The organism is Devosia sp. Root436, assembly GCF_001426345.1.
Lineage (GTDB): Bacteria > Pseudomonadota > Alphaproteobacteria > Rhizobiales > Devosiaceae > Devosia.
On record NZ_LMEM01000001.1, the window covers coordinates 215,266 to 237,914 of the forward strand.

Annotated in this window: 20 protein-coding genes; 16 read left to right on the top strand and 4 right to left on the bottom strand. The window is 63.4% G+C overall.

Going from position 1 to position 22,649, the window contains the following annotated elements:
- Positions 1-7: 7 nt before the first annotated feature.
- Positions 8-2,347, top strand: a complete 2,340-nt coding sequence (gene clpA / locus ASD04_RS01185) for an ATP-dependent Clp protease ATP-binding subunit ClpA (protein ID WP_056251342.1) — start codon at positions 8-10, stop codon at positions 2,345-2,347.
- A gap of 56 nt (positions 2,348-2,403) precedes the next feature.
- Here the strand turns inward: clpA and ASD04_RS01190 are convergent, their stop codons facing one another.
- Together ASD04_RS01190 and ASD04_RS01195 are read right to left on the bottom strand one after the other, a co-directional pair.
- The gene (locus tag ASD04_RS01190) at positions 2,404-2,901 is read right to left on the bottom strand and encodes an SRPBCC family protein (protein ID WP_056251352.1); all 498 of its coding nucleotides are present in this window, start codon (positions 2,899-2,901) and stop codon (positions 2,404-2,406) included.
- Positions 2,891-3,244, bottom strand: coding sequence for a metalloregulator ArsR/SmtB family transcription factor (locus ASD04_RS01195; RefSeq protein ID WP_056251354.1), 354 nt, complete (start codon positions 3,242-3,244; stop codon positions 2,891-2,893). The genes ASD04_RS01190 and ASD04_RS01195 overlap by 11 nt, the downstream gene beginning before the upstream one ends.
- 149 nt (positions 3,245-3,393) lie before the next feature.
- On the opposite strand from ASD04_RS01195, the gene ASD04_RS01200 reads away from it, so the two are divergent.
- Entirely contained in the window at positions 3,394-4,077 is a 684-nt protein-coding gene (locus tag ASD04_RS01200) for a L,D-transpeptidase (RefSeq protein WP_156461088.1), read from the top strand.
- Between the two features lies 1 nt (position 4,078).
- Here the strand turns inward: ASD04_RS01200 and ASD04_RS01205 are convergent, their stop codons facing one another.
- Positions 4,079-4,732: a DUF1275 family protein gene (locus ASD04_RS01205; RefSeq protein WP_056251360.1), complete on the bottom strand. Its 654-nt coding sequence runs from the start codon at positions 4,730-4,732 to the stop codon at positions 4,079-4,081.
- A 350-nt stretch (positions 4,733-5,082) separates the two neighbouring features.
- On the opposite strand from ASD04_RS01205, the gene dnaE reads away from it, so the two are divergent.
- From dnaE to ASD04_RS01275, 14 genes are all read left to right on the top strand, one after another.
- The gene (dnaE, locus tag ASD04_RS01210; protein ID WP_056251362.1) at positions 5,083-8,541 is read left to right on the top strand and encodes a DNA polymerase III subunit alpha; all 3,459 of its coding nucleotides are present in this window, start codon (positions 5,083-5,085) and stop codon (positions 8,539-8,541) included.
- 28 nt (positions 8,542-8,569) lie between these two features.
- Entirely contained in the window at positions 8,570-9,082 is a 513-nt protein-coding gene (locus ASD04_RS01215) for a hypothetical protein (protein WP_156461089.1), read from the top strand.
- Positions 9,083-9,273: 191 nt separating this feature from the next.
- Complete coding sequence (gene rpsB / locus ASD04_RS01220) at positions 9,274-10,068, top strand: 30S ribosomal protein S2 (protein ID WP_056251365.1); 795 nt, start codon at positions 9,274-9,276, stop codon at positions 10,066-10,068.
- 72 nt (positions 10,069-10,140) lie between these two features.
- A complete protein-coding gene (tsf, locus tag ASD04_RS01225) occupies positions 10,141-11,082 on the top strand; it encodes a translation elongation factor Ts (protein ID WP_056251367.1) in 942 nt (313 codons plus the stop codon).
- Positions 11,083-11,280: 198 nt separating this feature from the next.
- A complete protein-coding gene (gene pyrH, locus ASD04_RS01230; protein WP_056251371.1) occupies positions 11,281-12,000 on the top strand; it encodes a UMP kinase in 720 nt (239 codons plus the stop codon).
- Between the two features lie 19 nt (positions 12,001-12,019).
- Positions 12,020-12,574, top strand: a complete 555-nt coding sequence (frr, locus tag ASD04_RS01235) for a ribosome recycling factor (RefSeq protein ID WP_056230420.1) — start codon at positions 12,020-12,022, stop codon at positions 12,572-12,574.
- A gap of 29 nt (positions 12,575-12,603) precedes the next feature.
- Positions 12,604-13,365 carry an isoprenyl transferase gene (locus ASD04_RS01240; RefSeq protein WP_056251374.1) on the top strand — a complete coding sequence of 254 codons (762 nt, stop codon included), beginning with the start codon at positions 12,604-12,606 and terminating at the stop codon, positions 13,363-13,365.
- Complete coding sequence (locus ASD04_RS01245; protein WP_056251377.1) at positions 13,362-14,222, top strand: phosphatidate cytidylyltransferase; 861 nt, start codon at positions 13,362-13,364, stop codon at positions 14,220-14,222. Before ASD04_RS01240 ends, ASD04_RS01245 begins: the two co-directional genes overlap by 4 nt.
- Positions 14,223-14,264: 42 nt before the next feature.
- A complete protein-coding gene (gene rseP / locus ASD04_RS01250; protein ID WP_056251380.1) occupies positions 14,265-15,401 on the top strand; it encodes an RIP metalloprotease RseP in 1,137 nt (378 codons plus the stop codon).
- A 139-nt stretch (positions 15,402-15,540) separates the two neighbouring features.
- Positions 15,541-17,706, top strand: a complete 2,166-nt coding sequence (gene bamA / locus ASD04_RS01255) for an outer membrane protein assembly factor BamA (RefSeq protein ID WP_056251382.1) — start codon at positions 15,541-15,543, stop codon at positions 17,704-17,706.
- 72 nt (positions 17,707-17,778) lie between these two features.
- Complete coding sequence (gene lpxD, locus ASD04_RS01260) at positions 17,779-18,807, top strand: UDP-3-O-(3-hydroxymyristoyl)glucosamine N-acyltransferase (protein WP_056251384.1); 1,029 nt, start codon at positions 17,779-17,781, stop codon at positions 18,805-18,807.
- Positions 18,804-19,280 carry a 3-hydroxyacyl-ACP dehydratase FabZ gene (fabZ, locus tag ASD04_RS01265; protein ID WP_056251386.1) on the top strand — a complete coding sequence of 159 codons (477 nt, stop codon included), beginning with the start codon at positions 18,804-18,806 and terminating at the stop codon, positions 19,278-19,280. Before lpxD ends, fabZ begins: the two co-directional genes overlap by 4 nt.
- Positions 19,277-20,086 (top strand): acyl-ACP--UDP-N-acetylglucosamine O-acyltransferase, encoded by an 810-nt coding sequence (gene lpxA / locus ASD04_RS01270; RefSeq protein ID WP_056251389.1) that lies wholly within the window; start codon positions 19,277-19,279, stop codon positions 20,084-20,086. The genes fabZ and lpxA overlap by 4 nt, the downstream gene beginning before the upstream one ends.
- Positions 20,087-21,265, top strand: a complete 1,179-nt coding sequence (locus tag ASD04_RS01275) for a hypothetical protein (protein WP_056251391.1) — start codon at positions 20,087-20,089, stop codon at positions 21,263-21,265. It abuts the gene before it with no gap.
- Here ASD04_RS01275 and gltA read toward each other — a convergent pair.
- The gene (gene gltA / locus ASD04_RS01280; RefSeq protein ID WP_056251393.1) at positions 21,241-22,530 is read right to left on the bottom strand and encodes a citrate synthase; all 1,290 of its coding nucleotides are present in this window, start codon (positions 22,528-22,530) and stop codon (positions 21,241-21,243) included. The genes ASD04_RS01275 and gltA overlap by 25 nt on opposite strands.
- Positions 22,531-22,649 lie beyond the last annotated feature (119 nt).

Below are 22,649 nucleotides of genomic sequence, written 5' to 3' on the forward strand. Positions count from 1 at the left end.
ACATCATATGCCCTCATTTTCCCGCGGACTTGAAAAGGCTCTGCATCAGGCGATGAACCTGGCGCGCGAGCGCAACCATGAGTTCGCTACGCTCGAGCACCTGCTGCTGGCTTTGACCGACGACCGTGAAACGATCGCCGTGCTCACCGGCTGCGACGTCGATATCGACGCGCTCAAGAGCGACCTCGAAGATTTCATCAATGAAGAACTGGACAGCCTGATCGTGGCTTCCGGCCAGGATGCGCGGCCGACCGCCGCCTTCCAGCGCGTGATCCAGCGCGCCGTGATCCATGTCCAGTCATCGGGCCGCGAGGAAGTGACCGGCGCCAATGTGCTCGTCGCCATCTTTGCCGAGCGCGAGAGCCATGCCGCCTATTTCCTCGAACAGCAGGATATGAGCCGGCTGGACGCGGTCAATTTCATCAGCCACGGGATCACCAAGTCCGGTCCCAGCGAGGAGCGCAAGGTGCGTGGTGCCGAGGACGGCGAGAACCATGGCGAAGGCGGCGCCGAGGCCAAGAAGAGCTCGGCCCTGGCCGACTTCTGCGTCAACCTCAACGACAAGGCCCGCGCCGGCAAGATCGATCCGCTGATCGGCCGTGACGCCGAATTGCGCCGCACCATCCAGGTGCTGTGCCGCCGCTCCAAGAACAATCCGATCTATGTCGGCGATGCCGGCGTGGGCAAGACCGCCATTGCCGAGGGCCTGGCCCGCAAGATCGTCGAGGGCGAAGTGCCCGAAGTGCTCAAGGAAGCGGTGATCTATGCGCTCGACATGGGTTCGCTGCTGGCCGGCACCCGCTATCGCGGGGATTTCGAGGAACGCCTCAAGGCGGTGATGAAGGAGCTGGAAAAGCTCCCCAATTCGGTGCTGTTCATCGACGAGATCCACACCATGATCGGCGCGGGCGCCACCTCGGGCGGCGCGCTCGATGCGTCCAACCTGCTGAAGCCCGCTCTCGCGAGCGGGGCGATCCGCTGCATCGGCTCGACCACCTACAAGGAATATCGCCAGTTCTTCGAGAAGGACCGGGCACTGGTGCGCCGGTTCCAGAAGATCGACGTCAATGAGCCGTCCATTCCGGACGCCATCGAGATCATCAAGGGCCTGCGCCCCTATTACGAAGAGTTCCACAAGATCAAGTTCACCGACGATGCCCTCAAGGCCGCCGTGGAACTGAGCGCGCGCTATATCAGCGACAGGAAGCTCCCCGACAAGGCGATCGACGTGATCGACGAGACCGGCGCCAGCCAGATGCTGCTGACCGAGGACAAGCGCAAGAAGATCATCGATGTGGAAGACATCGAGGCGACCATCGCCACCATCGCGCGTATTCCGCCAAAGTCGGTCTCCAAGTCTGATGCCGAACTGCTTTCCGGCCTCGACCGCAGCCTCAAATCGGTGGTGTTCGGCCAGGATGCGGCCATCGTGGCGCTGACGTCGGCCATCAAGCTGGCCCGTGCCGGGCTGCGGGAACCGGAAAAGCCGATCGGCTCCTATCTGTTCACCGGCCCGACCGGTGTCGGCAAGACCGAAGTGGCCAAGCAGCTCGCCGACACGCTCGGCGTCGAGCTTTTGCGCTTCGACATGTCCGAATATATGGAGCGCCACACGGTCAGCCGCCTGATCGGTGCCCCGCCGGGCTATGTCGGCTTCGACCAGGGGGGGCTGCTCACCGATGGCGTCGACCAGCATCCCCATTGCGTCGTGCTGCTCGACGAAATCGAGAAGGCCCATCCGGACCTCTACAACATCCTGTTGCAGGTGATGGACCACGGCAAGCTGACCGACCACAACGGCAAGTCGGTGGATTTCCGCAATGTCATCCTCATCATGACGTCCAATGTGGGCGCCATGGAGCTGGCCAGGAGCCCGATCGGCTTCGGGCGCAAGCGCGAGCAGGGCGACGACGAGGAGGCGATCAACCGCCTGTTCACCCCGGAATTCCGCAACCGTCTCGACGCGATCATCTCTTTCGCGCCGCTGCCGCGCGAGGTTGTCCGTCGCGTGGTGGAAAAATTCGTGCTGCAGCTTGAAGGCCAACTGGCCGAGCGTGGCGTTACGATCAACTTGCTGCCCGAAGCCGCCGACTGGCTGGCCGAGCGTGGTTATGACGAGCGCATGGGCGCCCGCCCGCTGGGCCGCGTGATCCAGGAGCACATCAAGAAGCCCCTGGCCGACCAGGTGCTGTTCGGCGAACTGGTCAATGGCGGCACGGTCACCGTGGCCGTGGTCGGCGAAGGCTCCGAAGCCAAGCTGGAACTGGTGGCGGTGCCGCCACGGCCGGCCAAGCCCAAGGCCCTGCCCAAGCCGAAAAAGCCCAAGGCAACGGCGGACAAAAACTGAGGATCAGTCGATCCGAAATGAAAAAGGCCCGGAGCGATCCGGGCCTTTTTGCTGACTTAGGTGAGGGTGGCGAGCAGTTCGTCCAGCTGTGCGAACTGTTCGGGCGTCCCGTCGAGCCCGCCCTGCGATGCTTCCAGCGCCTCTTTGGTGGGGTAGACTTCGCTGAAGGTCAGCAGCGTCTTGCCGCCGTCTTCCACGAAAGTCACCGTGGAGATGCCGCCGTCCTCGCCTTCATCATTGGTCCAGGCCAGCCGCGTCGGCGGCACCACTTCGATATATTTGCCGAAAAAGGCAAAGGTGCTTGCAGCGTCCGTGCCGAATTCGAGGCGATAGGTGCCGCCGGGGCGCACATCCATCTGGCAGGAGCGGAGCGGTACGCCCATGGATTTGGGCGCCCACCAGCGGATGAACAGTTCGGGATTGGTCCACGCCTCGAACACGATCCGGGCCGGAGCATCGAAGATGCGCGTCACCGCCAGTTCGAGTTCGGATACCCGCTTTACCGTGGTGTTGCCGGCTGCCGGGGCCGGCCCCTTGTCTTGCCTATTGTCCATCACTTTTCTCCCTGTGTTTGAGTTCTTCGACAATCTTGTCCAGCTCGTTGAACCGGGCATCCCACAACTGGCGGTACCGCTCGATCCATTCCATTTCCTGCTCGAGGCGGCTGACGCCCAGCCGGCAGGTGCGCACGCGCCCGACCTTCTCGGTGGTGACCAGCCCCGCCTGTTCCAGGACGCTGATATGCTTCTTCATGCCCGTGAGGGTCATGCGGAACGTCTCGGCAAGGTGGGTGATCGAGGCGTCGGAGCGCCCGAGCTGCTCGAGCACACCACGCCTCGTGGCATCCGAAAGCGCGGCAAACGAGGTATCGAAGTGGGTTTGCTGAAACTGAACCATATAGTTCAGTATAGAGGATGAACAGCAATAGGCAAGGGGTGGGCGCCAGCTCTGGGCTTTCACAACTAGGATCGTCGTTCAGCAAACTTGCCAATCGCGCCCTGTCAGGCCAATCTGCCATGATCAGACATTTGGGGCTCGGGCGGGATATGTCCAAAGACAGAGAGACCACGATGGCCGCCGGGACCAATGCGAGCGCCATGAACCGCCGTACGTTCCTCGCCGGCACCGCCGCCATTGCCGGCGCGGTCGGGCTTGCCGGTTGCTCCACCGGGGGCATGAGCTTTGCCGAGGCGGAGCGGGTCTATGGGCCGGTTCCTGACGAGCGTTTCGCCATTCCCGCGGTCAATCTCAACAAGGTCGATCCGAAATATCTGCGGCGGACGGTGCGCTACGCCTCCGACGAAGCCGTCGGCACGATCATCATCGATCCGCGCCACTATTATGTCTACCGTATCGAAGGGGGCGGGCAGGCTACGCGCTATGGCGCCAATGTCGGCCGCGCCGGGTTCCTGTGGAGCGGCGATGCCTATATCGGCCGCAAGGCCGAATGGCCGATCTGGACGCCGCCCAGGGAAATGATCCTGCGCCAGCCCGAGGCAGCGCCCTATGCCGGTGGCATGGCGCCGGGGCTCGACAACCCGCTCGGCGCGCGCACGCTCTATCTCTATCAGAACGGCAAATACACGCTCTACACCATCTACAGCACGATCAAGCCCGAGACGATCGGCCGGGGCGTTTCCAGCGGCTGCGTCGGCCTGCTCACCCAGGATATGCTCGACCTCTACGAAAAGACGCCGGTCGATACCAAGGTCATCGTCCTGCCGGCATAGTTCAGGGAATGATGCGCGCCGGCCGCCGCAGGACAAAGGCCACCAGGAACCCCAGATACACCGCACCCGGCACCAGCAGCGCATTGACGCCCGCCAGGCCATAGCCCCACGCCCCCAGCAATCCGCCCAGCAGCAATGATGCCCAGACAAGGGCATGCTGGGCCCAGCGCCAGGGCGGGGCAAGGCCGCGCAGGGCGCGCGCCAGGTCATGCCCAGCCATGAACAGCGTGCCGGTGACGAAGGTCGTGCCCAGCCGCACCGAGCCGGTCGAAGGCAGGATGGCGTTTTGCGCGCCGGCGCCGGCGGCGAGGATCAGCATGAACTGGCTCGGCACAAATCCTGCGAAGGCCAGAACCATCGTGGCGGCGAAGCAGACCAGCACCAGCCCGGTCACCGCGCTGGCGCCCCAACGCGGGCCGGCCATGATGGCCAGCAGCGAACCGGCGACGCTGCCCAGGAAGAACAGGGCCACCAGCGATGCTGCGAGCAGCGTCACCGGCCAGGCGCCGGTCGCCAGCGCATCGCCGAGCTGGGTGGTGTTGCCACTCATGAACGAGGTGAAATGTCCGTTCAGCTCGATGAAGCCGATGACGTCGGCAAAGCCCGCCGCGGCGGTGAGGAGCAGGCCGAGGCTGAGCTGGGGCGTGGGGGTCATGAGGCGAGTTTGGCGAGTCGCCCGGATTCTCGCAAGCGCCGCGTCGATGCTAACAGTCCGTGAACGTTTCCTAACGCTTTGCTAACCAGTTCCGCCCAATCCCCGCTGTTCCCGCTTGTCACAGTAGACATGAACAAAAGACGAACGTATAAGAACATTATAGCAACACGGGAGATGCAGATGCTCACTTTCATCAAGGACTTCGCCGCATTCGTCACGCTCGGCGCCTTCACCATCGGCTCGCTCACCTGGATGGATGTGCTGGCCCGACTCGTGTGATGACACTCCCTTGTGGATTGCGGCCGGGTGGCGGTATCAGAACCGCGCCGGGCCGGTCATAAAGGCTTGTCATGAGCGGTCCCGGCTTTATCCATCTTCACGTCCATTCTGCCTATTCTCTGCTGGAGGGTGCCCTCCAGCTCGAGACGATCCTCAAGCTCGCCAAGGATGACAGCCAGCCGGCTCTGGGCATTGCCGATACCGGCAATCTGTTCGGGGCGCTGGAATTTTCCGAAAAGGCCAGCAAGAAGGGCATCCAGCCGCTGGTCGGGGTGGAACTGGCAATCGACTTCGCCGCGGCCGAGGAGCGCATCAGCGAGCGCGGCCATGTCGCCTGGGCCGGCAAATCCAGCGTGGTGCTGCTGGCACAGACCGAGGCGGGCTTTGCCAATCTGTCGCGGCTGGTGTCGCAATCCTATCTTGAAGGCGATGGCTCCGGCACGGCGCGGGCAAAGCTCGACTGGCTGACGCGCGATCGGCTCGACGGTCTCGTCTGCCTCAGCGGCGGGCCGGAAGGGGCCATCGACATGCCCTTTGCCCATGGGCAGGACGCCAATGCCGTCCGCCGGCTCGATCGCCTTGCCGAGCTGTTCGGCGACCGCTTCTATATCGAATTGCAGCGCCACGGCCGGGTTCAGGAGGCTGCCGTCGAGCCGCGCCTTATCGACTATGCCTATCGCAAGGGCGTGCCGCTGGTTGCTACCAACGAGCCGTTCTTCAAGTCCGCCAAGGAATTCGAGGCGCATGATGCGCTCTTGGCCATTGCCGGCGGCACCGTGTTGGCCCAGACCGAGCGGCGCAAGCTCAACGACCAGTATTATTTCAAGACCCGCGCCGAGATGGCCGAGCTGTTCTCGGATATCCCCGAGGCGCTGGACTCGACGGTGGAAATCGCCCGCCGCGTCTCCTACCGGCCGCGCACCCGCAATCCGATCCTGCCCAAATTCGCCGCCGCGCCCGATCTCAGCGAAGCCGATGCCGTGGCTGCAGAGGCCGCGGCCTTGCGCGCCATGGCGGAGGAGGGGCTGCGGGCCCGCCTCGCCAGCCCCGGCCCGGCGCCGGGCAAGACCGAGCAGGACTATTGGGAACGGCTGGAATTCGAGCTGGGTATCATCCAGTCGATGAAGTTCCCCGGCTATTTCCTTATCGTGGCTGATTTTATCCGCTGGTCGAAATCGCAGGGCATTCCGGTGGGGCCGGGCCGTGGCTCGGGCGCGGGCTCGCTGGTGGCCTATGCCACGACCATTACCGATCTCGACCCGCTGGCCTATAACCTGCTGTTCGAGCGCTTCCTCAATCCGGAACGCGTGTCGATGCCGGACTTCGATATCGACTTCTGCCAGGATCGCCGGGAAGAGGTGATCCGCTACGTCCAGCAGAAATACGGCACGGACCAGGTGGCGCAGATCATCACTTTCGGAACGCTGCAGGCGCGCGCCGTTTTGCGCGACGTGGGCCGCGTGCTGCAGATGCCCTATGGGCAGGTGGACCGCATCTGCAAGCTGGTGCCGGCCAACCCCGCCGACCCATGGTCCATCGAGCGGACGCTCAACGAGGTTCCGGCCTTCAAGGCCATGGCCGACGAAGACGAGACGGTGGCCGACCTGATCGCCATTGCCCGCAACCTGGAAGGCCTGTTCCGCCACGCCTCGACCCATGCCGCCGGCATCATCATCGGTGACCGGCCGCTGCAGGACCTGGCGCCGCTTTACCGCGACCCGCGCTCGGATATGCCGGTCTGCCAGTACAACATGAAGTGGAGCGAGGCTGCAGGGCTGGTCAAGTTCGACTTCCTCGGCCTCAAGACGCTGACCACGGTGGAATATGCGGTCGAGATGGTGAACCTCGATGGGGGGAGCCTACGCATCGAGGATATCCCGATCGACGACAAGCCGACCTATGACCTTTACGCCAGGGGCGACACGTTCGGCGTGTTCCAGGTGGAAGGCCAGGGCATGCGCCGGGCGCTGGTCGACATGAAGCCCGACCGCTTCGAGGATATCATCGCGCTGGTGGCGCTCTATCGGCCCGGTCCGATGGACAATATCCCGCTGTTCAACGATCGCAAGCATGGCCGCGAAGAGGTGGAATATCCCCACCCCGACCTGTCGCAGGTGCTCGACGAAACCTATGGCATCATCGTCTACCAGGAGCAGGTGATGCAGATCGCCCAACTGCTGAGTGGCTATTCGCTGGGCGAAGCCGACATGCTGCGCCGCGCCATGGGCAAGAAGATCAAGTCCGAGATGGATGCGCAGCGCGAGCGCTTCCGCGATGGCGCGATCAAGCATGGCCTCAAACAGGGTCAGGCCGATACGATTTTCGACCTCCTGGCCAAGTTCGCCAATTACGGCTTCAACAAGAGCCACGCAGCGACCTATGCGCTGGTTTCGTACCAGACCGCCTGGCTCAAGGCGCATCACCCGCACGAATTCCTCGCGGCATCGATGACGCTCGACATGGGCAATACCGACAAGCTGGCGGAATTCCGCAGCGAGGCCAAGCGCCACAATATCGAGCTGGTGGCGCCCTGCGTGAACACCTCCCAGGTGGTGTTTTCGGTCAAGGACAAGCGCATTCTCTATGGCCTCTGCGCCGTCAAGGGCGTCGGCCGCCAGGTTGCCGAGCATATTGTCGAAGCCCGTGGCAATACCCCCTTCAAGGATCTGGGCGATTTCGCCCGCCGGGTCGACCCGCGCATCCTCTCCAAGCGGACGCTGGAAACGCTGGCCAATGCGGGCGCCTTCGACGCCATCGTGCCGCGGCGCGAAGTGGCCTTCGCCGCCATCGAGGCGGTGATGGGCATGGCGCAATCGCTGACCGACGAGCGCAGTGTCGGGCAGGGGAACATGTTCGACCTTGGCGAACCCGAGACGGTTCGGTTGCCTATGGGCGTTCCTGACTGGAGCACCACCGAGCGGGCTGACCGGGAACTCTCGGCCATCGGCTTCCACCTTTCGGCCCATCCGCTCGATGCCTATGCCGACCTGTTCGAGAAGCTCCGCGTGCAGCGCTGGGGCGATTTCGAGCGCGCCGTCAAGGATGGCGCCTCGGCCGGGCGGCTGGCCGGCACGATCAGCGGCAGGCAGGACCGGCGCACCCGCAAGGGCACGCCGATGATGATCCTGACACTGTCGGACCAGACCGGCAGCTACGAAGTCATCGCCTTTTCCGAGCAGATCAACGAGTTCGGCGCGCTCCTGCAGCCGGGCAAGTCGGTGATCCTGCAGGTGGGCGCCGATGAACGCGCCGAAGGCATCAGTCTGCGTCTGCTCTCGGCCCAGGCCATCGACGGCATCGAAGACACGATCGAGCGCCGCCTCACGGTCTTTGCCGCCGACGCCAGGGCGCTCGGCCCCATCAACGCCCAGCTCAAGCGGGGCGGGGAGGGCAGGGTGAACTTCGTCGTCATCCGCGACGGCGGCGCGCGCGAATACGAGATCGAGCTCCCGGGCGCGTACCGCATCACGGCCGAGGTCGCCGGCGGCATCAAGGCGCTGGATGGCGTGACGGATGTAAGGCTACACTGAGGCTGGTTCCGTGGAACAGGAGGGCCAATTGCCCGAGCAGCAGATTCAGTGGAAGCGCATTGCCGGCAGCTTCGCCGTCATGGCGGCCTGCGCGTTCTTTCTCTTCGTGCTTGCAGCCGTCCTGAACTATCTGGCCTCGGTCGTGGGACTGTCGACCCAGGAGCGGCTGACGGCGATCATCACCTCGCTCAGCAGTTCCTCGACGCTGCAGGCCATCATGGCCATCTGGCTGTTTACGGCGGCGCTCGCCATCGTCGCCCCGAGGCTCTGGGGCTTGCTCTGGATCGCTACGGCGCTGCTGTTTGACATCGGTTACGGCGTGCTCGGAGCGCTGACCGGCTTTGGCCTTGCCATCGGTATCTTCGGCAGCAACTGGTACGTGTTGATGTGGGCCATCATCTACAGCCTGCTCGTCGCGGCCGGCTATTTTGCCGTGAAGCGCTGGTTGGTGGGTGACGTACAGGCCATGGGCGGACGAGCCCGGTGGATCGTTGCCGGCCTGCTGGCGATCGCCGCACCGGTCCTGCTGCTCTGGCTCTGATCCCGCCCGACACCCCCGTACGCCCTTGCGCTTTCCCCGCGCTTCCCCTATATCGCCCCTGCGTTTGACTGCGTGTCAGCGCGATTTCACACACGAGGCAGGGCTATCGGGCAACCGAGAATCCATCCGGTGGCGGGCAACCGTCGCAAGGCTTCGTGGAGGCATCAACCGGTAAACAAGGAGCAGCCATCATGGCACTGCCCGATTTTTCTATGCGTCAACTGCTCGAAGCAGGCGTCCACTTCGGTCACCAGAAGCACCGCTGGAACCCCAAGATGGAGCGCTACATTTTTGGCGTTCGCAACGACATCCACATTCTCGACCTGAGCCAGACCGTGCCGGCCCTCAGCCGCGCCCTGCAGCTTGTCTCCGACACCGTTGCCGATGGTGGCCGTGTGCTGTTCGTCGGCACCAAGCGCCAGGCGGCTCCGTTGGTGGCTGACGCCGCCAAGCAGTCGGCGCAGTATTATGTCAATTCCCGCTGGCTCGGCGGCACGCTGACCAACTGGCAGACCATCTCGAACTCGATCGCGCGCCTGCGCGAACTCGAATCGATGAGCGAAGACACGCTCGCTTTGCGCACCAAGAAGGAGCGCCTGATGATGAGCCGCGAGCAGGAACGCCTTGAGCGTGACCTGGGCGGCATCAAGGACATGGGCAACCTGCCCAGCCTGCTGTTCGTCATCGACACCAACAAGGAAGCCAACGCGATCAAGGAAGCCCGTCGCCTGGGTATTCCGGTCGTCGCCATCGTCGATACCAACTGCGATCCCGATACGGTCGATTACGCCATTCCGGGCAATGACGACGCCTCGCGCGCGCTTGAGCTCTATGTCTCGCTGATCTCCAAGGCTGCCATCGACGGCATCGGCCGTTCGGCTTCGGGCCTGGGTGCCGATCTGGGCGCTTCGGACCGCGCACCGGCCGAAGATCTGCCGGGCGAAGACGCTCCGGCCGCTGCCGAAGCTCCGGCTGCCGCCAACTAAGCACGCATCGCGTATTTTCGTACTGATTTGAACCATGCGGCCCCTTGAATGGGGTCGCCAAGAGGTGAACCCATGGAAATCACTGCAGGAATGGTCAAGCAGCTCCGCGACTCGACGGGCGTCGGGATGATGGACTGCAAGAAGGCCCTCGCCGAAACCAATGGCGACATGGAAGCCGCGGTCGATTGGCTGCGCACCCGCGGCCTGGCCAAGGCGGCCAAGAAGGCTGACCGCGTGGCCGCCGAAGGCCTGGTCGGTGTTGCCACAGCAGGCACCAAGGCTGCCGTCGTCGAAGTGAACTCGGAAACCGACTTCGTTGCCCGCAACGAGCAGTTCCAGGGCATCGTCGGCAATGTCGCCAAGCTGGCGCTCGACGCCGATGGCGACGTGGTCAAGCTCGGCGAAATGCCGTTCCCCGGTTCGGGCCACTCGGTTTCGGCCGAGCTGACCGAGGCTATCGCCAAGATCGGCGAGAACATGAACCTGCGCCGCACCGAGGTTGTTTCGGTCAGCGATGGCGTGGTCGAGAGCTATATCCACAATGCCGTCAAGGGCGGCCTCGGCCGTATCGGCATTCTGGTGGCGCTCGAATCGACCGGCGACAAGGCTGCGCTCGGCACCCTCGGCAAGCAGCTTGCCATGCATATCGCTGCCGCCCAGCCGCAGGCGATTTCGCCCGAGGAACTGGATCAGGACGTTGTCGCCCGCGAGCGCGCCATCATCCTCGAGCAGGTCAAGGAATCGGGCAAGTCGGCCGAGATCGCCGAAAAGATGGTCGATGGCCGCATGCGCAAGTATTTCGAGGAAGTCACGCTCCTGGCGCAGACTTTCGTGATCGACGGCGAAACCAAGGTCCGCGATGCGATCAAGAATGCCGAGAAGGACGTGGGCGCCCCGATCAAGCTGACCAGGTTCGTGCGCTATGCGCTGGGCGAGGGCATTGAGAAGGCCGAGACCGACTTCGCCGCCGAAGTCGCCGCTACGGCAGGCACCAAGCCTGCCAATTCCAACTGATAGTTGATGGGCGGGCCCGCGGGCCTGCCCATTGCTCTCCCGGCAGTCATGATTTGGCCGGGATCGAGCGCAAATACCCAGCCGTTATTCCAGTTCCATGGTAGCACGCCTTCTTTTGAAGGCGATTTTGCCATAGGGTCTGCCGGGTGCTGCCGGATTCGGTGCCCCATTCATGTTCCAAGTCAAAGGGGTTTGCCGATGGCGCCTGCCTATAAACGCATTCTCCTCAAGGTTTCGGGCGAGGCGCTGGCAGGGGACAACTCCTTCGGGATCGAACCGCCATTCCTGCAGGCCGTGGCCAAGCAGATCGCCGATGTCGCCAATAGCGGTGTCGAGATCGCCATCGTGGTCGGCGGCGGCAATATCTTCCGCGGTATGGCCGGCGCGGCCGACGGCACGGACCGCGTTACCGCCGACATGATGGGCATGCTGGGCACCATGATCAACGCCCTGGCCCTGAGCAACGCCATTTCGCGCCAGGGGGCAAAGTCCAAGCCCTATAGCGCCGTGTCCATGCCCTCGGTAGCCGATACGTTCACCGCGCGCGACGCGAAGCTGTCGCTCGAGGACGGGTTCGTGGTCGTGATGGGCGGCGGCATCGGCAATCCATTTTTCACTACCGATACGGCTTCCACCCTGCGCGCCATCGAGCTCGATTGCGACGTGGTGCTCAAGGGCACCAAGGTCGATGGGGTCTATTCGGAGGACCCGATGAAGAATCCGAATGCGACGCGCTACGAAACCGTCAGCTATGATGAAGTTATCGGCAAGAATCTGCGTGTTATGGATACTGCGGCCTTCGCTCTTGCCCGCGACAACGCCATGCCGATAATCGTATATGCTCTCGACGACACGGCGGGCCTGGCGGGTGTATTGGCGGGGACCACCCGCTCGACCCGCGTGGGCACGCCGCTCTAGAATCTGAAGGACGACAATAATGGCCTATGACCTCCCTGACCTGAAGAACCGCATGCAGAAGTCGATTTCTTCGCTGCGCGACGAGTTGACGGGTCTCAGGACCGGGCGTGCCAGCGCCAGCCTGCTCGAGCCGGTGACCGTGGACGCCTATGGTACGCGCATGCCGCTGAACCAGGTGGCCACCGTGACCGTGCCGGAGCCGCGCATGCTGAGCGTGCAGGTGTGGGACCGGCAGATGGCCAATGCGGTCGAAAAGGCCATCCGCGACAGCGGCCTCGGCCTCAATCCCATGGGCGAAGGACAGATCATCCGCGTGCCGCTGCCCGAGCTCAATGAGCAGCGCCGCAAGGAACTGGCCAAGGTCGCGCACAATTATGCCGAGGCCGCCCGCGTTGCAGTGCGCCATATTCGCCGCGATGGCATGGATGCGCTCAAGAAGGCCGAGAAGGATGGCGACCTGAGCCAGGACGACAGCCGCGTCCAGTCCGATCTCGTGCAGAAGGCAACCGACGCTGCCGTGGCCGAAATCGACCAGGTGGTCGCGGCCAAAGAAGCGGAAATCATGCAGGTCTAAGTCGGCTGAACTGCGCCGGGAGGGCGTAGATGTCCATCGATCCAGCCATAGCCAATGATATTGCGGAGCGCCCCCGCCTGCGCATTCCCACGCATCTTGGCGTGATCATGGATGGCAATGGCCGCTGGGCCGAGGCGCGCGGCAAGCGCCGCACCGAGGGTCATATCGAGGGCGTCAAGGCGCTGCGGAACCTCGTCGAGCTCTGCATCAATTACGGCGTCGGGCACCTCACCGTATTCAGCTTCTCATCCGAAAACTGGACGCGGCCAAAGGACGAGATATCGTTCATATTCAATCTGCTGCGCCGCTTTGTTGCATCGGACCTGCAAAGGTTGATCCGCAACAACGTGCAGGTCCGCATCATCGGTAGCCGCACCGGGCTGGAGCCCAGCCTGGTCCGCCTGATCGACGATGTCGAAGCCAAGACCGCGTCCAATACGGGCCTCGTGCTCATCGTCGCCTTCAACTATGGCGGCAAGGCCGAAATCGCCGATGCGACGCGCCGGATTGCCGCCGAGGTGGCCGCCGGCCGCCTGGTGCCCGAGGCCATTACCGAGGCCACGATCGCGGCGGCGCTGTACACGGCCGGGCTGCCCGATCCGGACCTCATCATCCGCACCAGCGGCGAACAGCGCATTTCCAATTTCCTGCTGTGGCAGGCCGCCTATGCCGAGTTCGTTTTCGTCGATGAAAACTGGCCCGATTTCGGGGAAGCCAGCTTCATTCGCGTGCTCGAAACCTTCGCGCGGCGCGACCGGCGTTTTGGCGGTATCGAGGCGGAGCGATCTTGAGCAATCCAGGCGATCCCGCGTCAGATCCTGTCGTCAGTCGCCGCCGTACCTGGTCCGATCTGGGGCCTCGCCTCGTCTCGGCCCTGGTGCTGATCGCGCTGACGGCGACAGCGCTCTATATCGGAACCTATGTGTTCGCTGCCGTGGTTGGTGCCGTCTTTGCCGGGGCCTATCGCGAATGGGAAACCATGGTGTCCCGTGCCCCGCTGACGCCGGCAGGCATGGCGCTGATTGGCCTGGTGGCCGTATCGGGGCTGGTCTATCCGCTGTTCGGGCCGCTGGGCACGATCGCCGTGATCGCCCTGGCCTGCCTGGTCGCCGTGGCCATGCGGGGCGAGGGCGTGCTGTGGCGCATCCTGGGCCTCGTGATCTACGGCGCCATCATCGTGGCGGCGCTGGCCATGCGGGGCGATACGCTGACCGGGGTCTGGGCCGGGGTCTATCTCGGCACCGTGGTCTGGATGACGGATTCGGCGGCCTTCTTTACCGGCAGGCAGATTGGCGGCGAGAAGCTGGCGCCCGAGATTTCGCCCTCCAAGACCTGGTCGGGGGCGCTTGGCGGATTGGCACTGGGCACCGGGGCAGGGCTGCTGGTCTGGATCGTGGCAACCGATTCCCCCTGGTGGATCGGGTTTGTGCTGTCTGCGGCGATCAGCGTGCTTGGCCAGTTGGGCGATCTCAGCGAAAGTGCGATCAAGCGGCATTTCCGCATCAAGGACAGCGGCGACATCATTCCCGGCCATGGCGGGTTGATGGACCGGCTGGACAGCCTCACATTTGGCGTCTTGCTGGTATTGCTGGTGGGGGCGCTGCATGCCGGCTACGGCGCGGTCGCCGAAGGCCTGCTCTACTGGTAGCGGCGGTGCGCGGGCACTGCATTCGCTGACGCAAGGATACCCATGTTCGAATTTCTCTATTGGCTCTTGTCCTATGTCGTGCCGTTCCTGGCGGTACTGACGGTGATCGTGTTCGTGCACGAAATGGGGCACTATCTGGTGGCCAGGTGGAATGGCGTGGCGATCGATGCCTTTTCGGTCGGCTTCGGCCGCGAGCTGATCGGCTGGAACGACAAGCACGGCACGCGCTGGCGTATCTCGGCGATTCCGCTGGGCGGCTATGTGCGCTTTACCGGCGACATGAACGCCGCCAGCGTTCCCGACCCCGAGGCCCTGGCCAATGTCGATCCCGAACTGGCGCCGCGCCTGTTCGCCAACAAAAATGTGTGGCAGCGCATTGCCGTCGTCGCGGCCGGGCCGCTGGCCAATGTCATCCTGACCTTCCTCATTCTCTATGCCCTGCTGCTGGGCTATGGCCGCTACACGATTCCGCCTGTTGTCGGCGACGTCATCGCCGGTTCGGTGGCCGAGGCGGCCGGCATCGAGCCGGGCGACATCATCATATCGGTCGATGGCTATGCCGTGCGCGGCTTCGAAGATTTTCAACGCCTGGTGGCGACCAGCCCGGAACGGCCCGTGACCGTGGAACTGGATCGTGGCAGCGTCAGCAAGACTCTGGTCCTCGTGCCCGAGGCGGTCGATGTGGAAGACCGTTTCGGCAACAGCCAGCGCATCGGTCGAATCGGGGCGAGCCGCGACGTGGCGGAGACCGATGTGACGCTCTACCGGCCGGGACCGGTCGAGGCGATCGGCATGACCGTCGAGGAAATTCGCTTCATCGTCCAGCGGACCGCCGCGTTCCTCGGCGATTTCTTCGTCGGGCGCGGCGATGTCGAGCAGTTGGGCGGGCCGGTCAAGGTGGCCAAGGTTTCCGGGGAAGTGGCGACGCTGGGCATCGTGGCGCTGATCAACCTCACCGCTTTGCTGTCGCTAAATATCGGTATTTTCAATCTTTTACCGGTTCCCATGCTCGACGGCGGCCACCTTCTGTACTATCTGGTTGAAGCTGTCAGGGGGCGTCCGCTGAGCATGAGGGTGCAGGAAATGGGCTTCCGGTTCGGATTTGCCCTGGTCCTCGCACTCATGGTGTTCACGCTGTTCAACGACACACTGTTCGCCTATTTCGGAATCTTGCGTTAACACCCGGTTAACCTAGGTTTGTGAGGTGTTGCAGGAATACAAGAGCACCAATCATTTGCTAACCGCGTCGAGGCTTCCGCCTTGTCCTTGGTTAAAAAGACGGTAAAACGGTGCAATGGAGTTAGCTTGGGGGAGCGCTATGCATGGCGATTCTCCGGGCGTGGTCGCAGAAGGCAATAACAATATGATCCATCCCACCAAGCTGATGCGCGGCGCTCTTCTGGCGCTTGCGATACTGGGTGCAGCACCGCTCGCCGGGCCCAGTATTCCGCTTCTTGGCTATGCGACTGTTCAGGCTCAGGAACAACTGGTCGGCGCGGTGCTGTTCGACGGCAACCGGCGCTTCTCCGACAGCCAGCTTCTGGCCATGGTCGACGTGTCGGCCTCCGGCATTTTTACCCAGCAGCGTCTTGCCGCCGATGTCGAAAGCATCCGCCAGGCCTATGATCGTGACGGGTTCCTTTCCGTTTCCGTGACGGCGCGCACCGAGGCGACCACCGATGGCCGCGTTCGAGTGCTGTTCACCATCAACGAAGGCAATCGCGCGGGAATCGCGGCGATCAACTTCACCGGCAACAACGCCTTTGGCGGCAACAGCCTCAAGAGCGCCATGCTCACCAAGGAAACCAGCATCCTGAGCTGGCTGTTCAAGGATGACGGCTATGACGAGCAGAAGCTCGCCGTCGATCGTGAGCGCATCCGGCTGTATTATGCCAACCGCGGCTATCCCGACGTCCAGGTGACCTCGGTCGGCGAGTACGACGCCAGCAAGAACGCCTACTTCATCAACTTCACCATCAATGAAGGCCAGAAGTACGAGTTCTCCAATGTCGGCATCGAGACCAGCATTGCCGGCCTCAACACCGATGCCCTCAAGGGCACGGTGCAGACGGGGCAGGGCAGCACGTATTCCGCTGGCGACCTGCAGAAGAGCATCGAGGACATGGCTTATGAAGCCGCTGTCCAGGGCTATTCCTTTGCCGATGTCCGGGCGCGTCTCGACCGCGATGTGGCGACCGGCACGTTCAAGGTGACATATCTGGTGGATGAGGGTGCGCGGCTCTATGTCGAGCGCATCAACATCACCGGCAATACCAAGACGCGTGACTTCGTCATCCGTCGCGAACTGGAGTTTGCCGAAGGCGACCCCTTCAACCGTTCTCTGGTGCTTCGTGGCCGTCAGCATATCGACGCGCTGGGCTTTTTCTCGGCCGTCAATGTCACTACAGGTCCGGGCTCGGCGCCCGACAAGGTGGTGATAAACATCGCCGTGACTGAAACCTCGACGGGCGAATACGGTGCCACTGCCGGCTATTCCACCACCGATGGCGTGCTGGGCGAAGTGTCGCTGACCGAACGCAACTTCCTGGGTCGTGGCCAGTATCTGCGGGCAGCCATCGGCGCCTCGCAGGCCGGCCGTACCTTCGACTTCTCGTTCACCGAGCCGCGTTTCATGGGCCTCAAGGTCTCGGCCGGTGTCGATGTCTACCATCGCATCAATGAGGAAACGACTGCCGGCTTCTATGGCTCGCAGGCGACCGGCGGACAGTTCCGCGTCGGTATTCCGCTGACCGGCGATCTGTCGGGCACCGTGTTTGCGGGCATGGAACGCAAGATCATCACCGACGCCGACGCTCCTGCTTCGTTGCTCGTCAATGACGGCGACGAGTTCTACAAGGGCTTCGTGGGCTATACCCTCACCTGGAACAACCTCGACGATACCAAGAAGCCGACCGAAGGTCTGCTGGCGACGTTCACCCAGCAGTATATCGGCTGGGATCACAGCCTGGTGCGCTCGGAAGCAAAGGCGCGCTACTTCATCCCCGTGGTCGAGGATAGTGGCATCATCGCCAGCGTGCGTGGCCAGGCCGGTATCATCAATGACCTGAGCGGCAATGGCGTTCACGCGGTCGAGGCCTTTATGCCCGGTGCCCAGCTGATCCGCGGCTTCGAGGGCCGTGGTCTTGGTCCGCGTCTGACCACTGGTGAATATCTCGGTGCCGTCGCCTATGCTGGGCTTTCTGCCGAAGTGCAGTTCCCGATCCCCGGTGTGCCGGAGAGCTACGGCCTTTCTGCGGCTCTCTGGGCCGACGCGGCCTGGATTGATGGTGTGAATACGCCGTTCCTCAATGGCAACACGGTTGACAATGGCAGCATCGACGTGCCGTGGCGCACCTCGGTTGGTGCGTCGCTGATCTGGGACAGCCCGTTCGGCCCGCTGCGTGGCGACTTCGCTCACGTGCTGAACAAGTCGACCTCGGATCGTACCCAGGTCTTCCAGCTGACGATGTCCACCTTGTTCTAGCCGTTGTGGCATGAGACAGTTCATTGAGCCGCGGGCGGCAAGCACCGCGGCTCAATTCTTTTAAGTGACATCATGGTCGACACCCGTTTTCATCGCTTTGCCGGCCCGTCCACGATTGGCGATATCCTGACCGCGCTTGGCCGCGCCCACCTGCTTTCCGGGCTTGGCAATGGGGGGCTCTCCGTCCTGGGGGTGGCCGAGCTCGACCTTGCCGGTCCGGGCGATGTGGCACTGGCCGCCCACACCAATTACATCGAGGAATTGCGGGCCACCGCGGCGGGCGTCGTCGTGGTGCTGCCGGCCCTGCGCGACACGGTGCCGGCGCATAGCCTGGCCATCGCGGTCGACAAGCCGCACCAGTTGTTCGCCGATATCCTCGACCACCTCTATCCATCCAACACCCGCGCGGTCATCGCGGCGGGGCGGGACGATCTGGGTGCCCCGGTCTTCGAGCGGGATGTATTCATCGGCTCCAACGTCGTGGTCGGCCCGGGCGTCGAGATCGGGCGGGGCACCATCATCGGCGCCAATACGGTCATCGGTGCCGGCGTCACCATCGGCCGCAACTGCACCATTGCCGCCAATTGCACCATCGATTGCGCCCATATCGGCAATGACGTGGTGATCCATTCCGGCGTGCGCGTTGGCACCGAAGGCTTCGGCTGGCTCGATTTCGGGCAGTCCAATCGCAAGGTGCCGCAACTGGGGCGGGTGCTTATCCAGGACCGGGTGGAGATCGGGGCCAATTCCACCATCGATCGCGGCGCGCTCGGCGACACGATGATCGGGGAAGGCACCAAGATCGATAACCTCGTGCAGATCGGCCATAACTGCAAGATCGGCCGGGCCTGCCTCATCGCCGCGATGAGCGGGCTTTCGGGCTCGACAGTCGTTGAGGATGGCGTGCTGATGGGTGGGGGCGTCGGCACTTCGGGCCACCTCACCATCGGGGCGGGCAGCGTGGTTCACGGTCGCGCCGCGGTCACCAAGAACTGGCCCGCGGGCAGCAAACTTGCCGGTGCGCCGGCGCAGGATATAAGAGATTTCTGGCGGGAGATCGCCACGATGCGGAAACTTTCCAAGGGGGACAAGCGGGGATGATCGACAGCGCACCAGCGAGCACGGAACTCGGCGCAATGCATATTGCCGAGATTTTGAAGAGCCTGCCCCATCGCTATCCGTTCCTGATGATCGATCGGATTGTCCGCATCGACCGTGACGAGACGGCTGTCGGCATCAAGAACGTGACCTTCAACGAGCCGATCTTCCAGGGGCACTTCCCGGAGAACCCGATCTTTCCGGGCGTGCTGATCATCGAGGGCATGGCACAGACGGCCGGCGCTATCGTCATCAAGCACGATTCAGGCAGCGGCAAGAAGAACATCGTGCTCATGCTGGGCGTGGACAAGGCCAAGTTCCGCAAGCCGGCGGGGCCGGGCGACACGATCGAGTTCCACATCGCCAAGATCCAGCGCCGACGCAATGTCGGCCGCTACGAGGCCAAGGCCATGGTGGACGGGACAATCATCGCGGAAGCGGAGATCACGGCGATGATCGTCGAGGCGGCTTCGTGAGCGAGCCTGTCGTTCACCCGACGGCAATCGTCGGTTCGGGGGCCCGGCTGGGCAAGGGCGTGAAGATCGGGCCCTATTGCATTGTCGGTGATAATGTCGTGCTGCATGACGATGTGGAACTGATTTCCCACGTCTCGATAGACGGCCATACCGAAATCGGCGCGGCCACGCAGATTTATCCGTTCGCCTCCATCGGCCACAAGCCGCAGGATCTCAAATATCATGGCGAGGCGTCGCGGCTGGTCATCGGCGAGCGCTGCACCATCCGCGAATCCGTGACCATCAATCCGGGTACGGAAGGCGGTGGCATGCTGACCCGGATCGGCAATGATTGCCTGATCATGGCCAGCGCCCATGTGGCGCATGACGCGATCGTCGGCAACAATGTCATCATGGCCAATTATGTCGGCATCGCCGGACACTGCCAGATCGGCGACAATGTGATCTTCGGCGGCACCTGCGTCATCCATCAATTCACCCGTATAGGGGCGCATGCCTTCATCGGTGCCTCCTCGATGGTCGATGGCGACGTGATCCCCTATGGCATGGCGGTGGGCAATCGCGCCGCGCTCACCGGGCTGAACCTGATCGGGCTCAAGCGCCGCAAGTTCGACCGCGAAGTCATCCACCAGCTGCGCGCCGCCTATCGGATGATCTTTGCCAGCGAAGGCACGTTGCGCGAGCGCGTCGAGGATGCTGCCGAACTGTTCAAGAACGACCCGCTGGTGCAGGACGTCGTCGCCTTCATCGCCGCCGCGTCGGATCGGCCGATCCTGATGCCGCGCAACGGCCATGATCCAGACTAGATGAGCGGGCCGGCGCGTGCTGCCGATCCAGCAGGCGGGGCCGAATGGCTCAGGCTGTTCATTCTTGCCGGCGAGCCTTCGGGCGACCGCATCGCCGCGGACCTCGTGGCGCGTCTGCAGCAGCGCGTGAAGCTGGCTTTCAGCGGCGTCGGCGGGCAGGAACTGGAAGCGCTGGGCCTGCGCCCGCTGTTTCCCATGAGCGACCTGGCGGTGATGGGCGTCAGCGACGTGGTGCTGCGCCTGCCACTCCTGCTGTGGCGCATCGAACAGACCGCCCGCGCGATACGGAGGGCGAAGCCCGATATCGTCGTGCTGGTCGATTCCCAGGACTTTTCGAGGCTCCTGGCGCGCCGGCTGAAGCAGCTTGGCTATGGCGGCAAGCTCGTCCTCTATGTGGCGCCATCGGTGTGGGCGCGGGCGCCGCAGCGCGCTGCCAAGCTCAGGCCTTTATTCGAGGAAGTGCTGGCCGTGCTGCCGTTCGAGCCCGCCGTCATGCAGCGGCTCGATGGTCCGCCCACCAGCTATGTCGGCCATCCGGCGCTGGGCGAACGGCTGGCGCGCGATGCTGTCGGGCGCGGCCCGCTGGTGCTGCTGCCGGGCAGCCGCGATGGCGAGCTGCGGCGCCACCTGGCCCTGTTCCGGCAGGTTGCCGAGCAGGCCGGCACCCATCCCGCCGTGGATGGCATCGTCGTTCCCACGCTGCCATCGCTGCATGATCGGCTGGTACGCGAGGTGGCCGATTGGCCCGTGCCGGTGCGGATCGTTTCCGAACGGGCGGCACGCGCCGAAATCTACCGCCAGGCGGTGCTGGCCCTGGCGGTGTCGGGCACGGTGACGCTGGAACTGGCTTTGGCGCGAGTGCCAATGGTCGTGACCTATGTGCTCGATCCGCATCAGGCGCGGATTTACGAGCAACATGGCCGCCCGCCCGTATCGTTGCCCAATATCGTGCTGGGCCGGCCCGCCGTGCCCGAACTGGTGCAGGCGGCGGGGGACGCCGCCGCGATGGCGAGGGAAGTCCGCACCTTGCTGGACGACAAAAAAGCCCGCCAGGACCAGATCGAGGCCTTTGGCGAGCTTTCAAATCTCATGGAAACCGGCGAAGCCGAATTCCCGCGGCAGGATCCGGCGGACCGGATCCTGGCCCACTGGCATCAGCGGGCGTTGAGCGCGGAATAATCGCGTGCCGGGGCGCCGTTGTAGAGCTGGCGCGGACGGCCGATCTTCTTCTGCGGATCGGCGATCATTTCCTTCCACTGGCTGATCCAGCCCACGGTGCGGGCCACCGAGAACAGCACGGTGAACATCGAGGTCGGGAAGCCGATGGCTTCCAGGATGATGCCCGAATAGAAATCGACATTGGGATAGAGCTTGCGGTCGATGAAGTAGGGGTCTTCGAGCGCGATCTTTTCAAGCGCCTGGGCCACCTGCAGCGTCGGGTTATTGTGCACGCCCAGCAGGTCGAGCACTTCCTTGGCGGTCTTCTGCATCACGGTCGCGCGCGGGTCGAAGTTCTTGTAGACCCGGTGGCCGAAGCCCATCAGCTTGAAGCTGTCCGACTTGTCCTTGGCGCGTTCGATGAATTCGGGAATGCGGTCGACGGTGCCGATTTCCTTGAGCATGTTGAGCGCCGCTTCGTTGGCGCCGCCATGGGCCGGGCCCCAGAGGCAGGCTACGCCGGCCGCGATGCAGGCAAACGGATTGGCGTCGGACGAGCCGGCCAGGCGCACGGTCGAGGTCGAGGCATTCTGCTCGTGATCGGCATGCAGGGTGAAGATCAGGTCCATCGCCTTGGCGATGGTGGGATTGACCTTGTATTCCTCGGCCGGCACCGAGAAGCACATATGCAGGAAGTTCGACGCGTAATCGAGGTCGTTGCGCGGGTAAACGAAGGGCTGGCCTACCGAATATTTATAGGCCATCGCCGCGATCGTCGGCATCTTGGCGATCATGCGGATCGAGGCGATCTCACGCTGGCGCGGATCGGCGATATCGGTGGAGTCGTGGTAGAAGGCGGCCATGGCGCCGACCACGCCGGTCATGACAGCCATCGGATGGGCATCACGGCGGAAGCCGCGGAAGAAGTAGTGCATCTGCTCATGCACCATCGTATGGCGGGTCACCAGTTCGTCGAATTCGACCATCTGGGCCTTGCTGGGCAACTCGCCATAAAGCAGCAGGTAGCAGACTTCGAGATAGTTGCTCTTGTCGGAGAGCTGTTCGATCGGGTAGCCGCGATAGAGCAGTTGGCCCTTGTCGCCGTCGATATAGGTGATGGCGCTGTCGCAGGCTGCCGTCGAGGTAAAACCAGGGTCGTAAGTAAACATCCCGGTCTTGGCGTAAAGCGATCTTATGTCGATCACATCCGGACCCACCGAGCCGGACAGAACCGGAAATTCGTGGGTCTGGTCCCCGATGACGAGTTTGGCGACTTTTTCGGTCATTGAGCTCTCCTCGAAGGCCTCCGCGTCCGCAATTGTTCCGGTCGCTCGAAGCCGTAAACTGGGCAGTCATGGCTGCTTCGCAGGGGTATCAGTTTTACCCCTTCGGACGCAACCGATGG

Excerpts from the sequence above, each read along its gene's own strand:
- rpsB (WP_056251365.1), top strand. The coding sequence starts at position 9,274 with ATGGCACTGCCCGATTTTTCTATGCGTCAACTGCTCGAAGCAGGCGTC.
- ASD04_RS01190 (WP_056251352.1), bottom strand. The coding sequence starts at position 2,901 with ATGGACAATAGGCAAGACAAGGGGCCGGCCCCGGCAGCCGGCAACACC.
- ASD04_RS01200 (WP_156461088.1), top strand. The coding sequence starts at position 3,394 with ATGTCCAAAGACAGAGAGACCACGATGGCCGCCGGGACCAATGCGAGC.
- rseP (WP_056251380.1), top strand. The coding sequence starts at position 14,265 with ATGTTCGAATTTCTCTATTGGCTCTTGTCCTATGTCGTGCCGTTCCTG.
- ASD04_RS01240 (WP_056251374.1), top strand. The coding sequence starts at position 12,604 with ATGTCCATCGATCCAGCCATAGCCAATGATATTGCGGAGCGCCCCCGC.
- ASD04_RS01275 (WP_056251391.1), top strand. The coding sequence starts at position 20,087 with ATGAGCGGGCCGGCGCGTGCTGCCGATCCAGCAGGCGGGGCCGAATGG.
- gltA (WP_056251393.1), bottom strand. The coding sequence starts at position 22,530 with ATGACCGAAAAAGTCGCCAAACTCGTCATCGGGGACCAGACCCACGAA.
- lpxD (WP_056251384.1), top strand. The coding sequence starts at position 17,779 with ATGGTCGACACCCGTTTTCATCGCTTTGCCGGCCCGTCCACGATTGGC.
- fabZ (WP_056251386.1), top strand. The coding sequence starts at position 18,804 with ATGATCGACAGCGCACCAGCGAGCACGGAACTCGGCGCAATGCATATT.
- clpA (WP_056251342.1), top strand. The coding sequence starts at position 8 with ATGCCCTCATTTTCCCGCGGACTTGAAAAGGCTCTGCATCAGGCGATG.
- bamA (WP_056251382.1), top strand. The coding sequence starts at position 15,541 with ATGCATGGCGATTCTCCGGGCGTGGTCGCAGAAGGCAATAACAATATG.
- ASD04_RS01195 (WP_056251354.1), bottom strand. The coding sequence starts at position 3,244 with ATGGTTCAGTTTCAGCAAACCCACTTCGATACCTCGTTTGCCGCGCTT.
- frr (WP_056230420.1), top strand. The coding sequence starts at position 12,020 with ATGGCCTATGACCTCCCTGACCTGAAGAACCGCATGCAGAAGTCGATT.
- tsf (WP_056251367.1), top strand. The coding sequence starts at position 10,141 with ATGGAAATCACTGCAGGAATGGTCAAGCAGCTCCGCGACTCGACGGGC.
- ASD04_RS01205 (WP_056251360.1), bottom strand. The coding sequence starts at position 4,732 with ATGACCCCCACGCCCCAGCTCAGCCTCGGCCTGCTCCTCACCGCCGCG.
- dnaE (WP_056251362.1), top strand. The coding sequence starts at position 5,083 with ATGAGCGGTCCCGGCTTTATCCATCTTCACGTCCATTCTGCCTATTCT.
- pyrH (WP_056251371.1), top strand. The coding sequence starts at position 11,281 with ATGGCGCCTGCCTATAAACGCATTCTCCTCAAGGTTTCGGGCGAGGCG.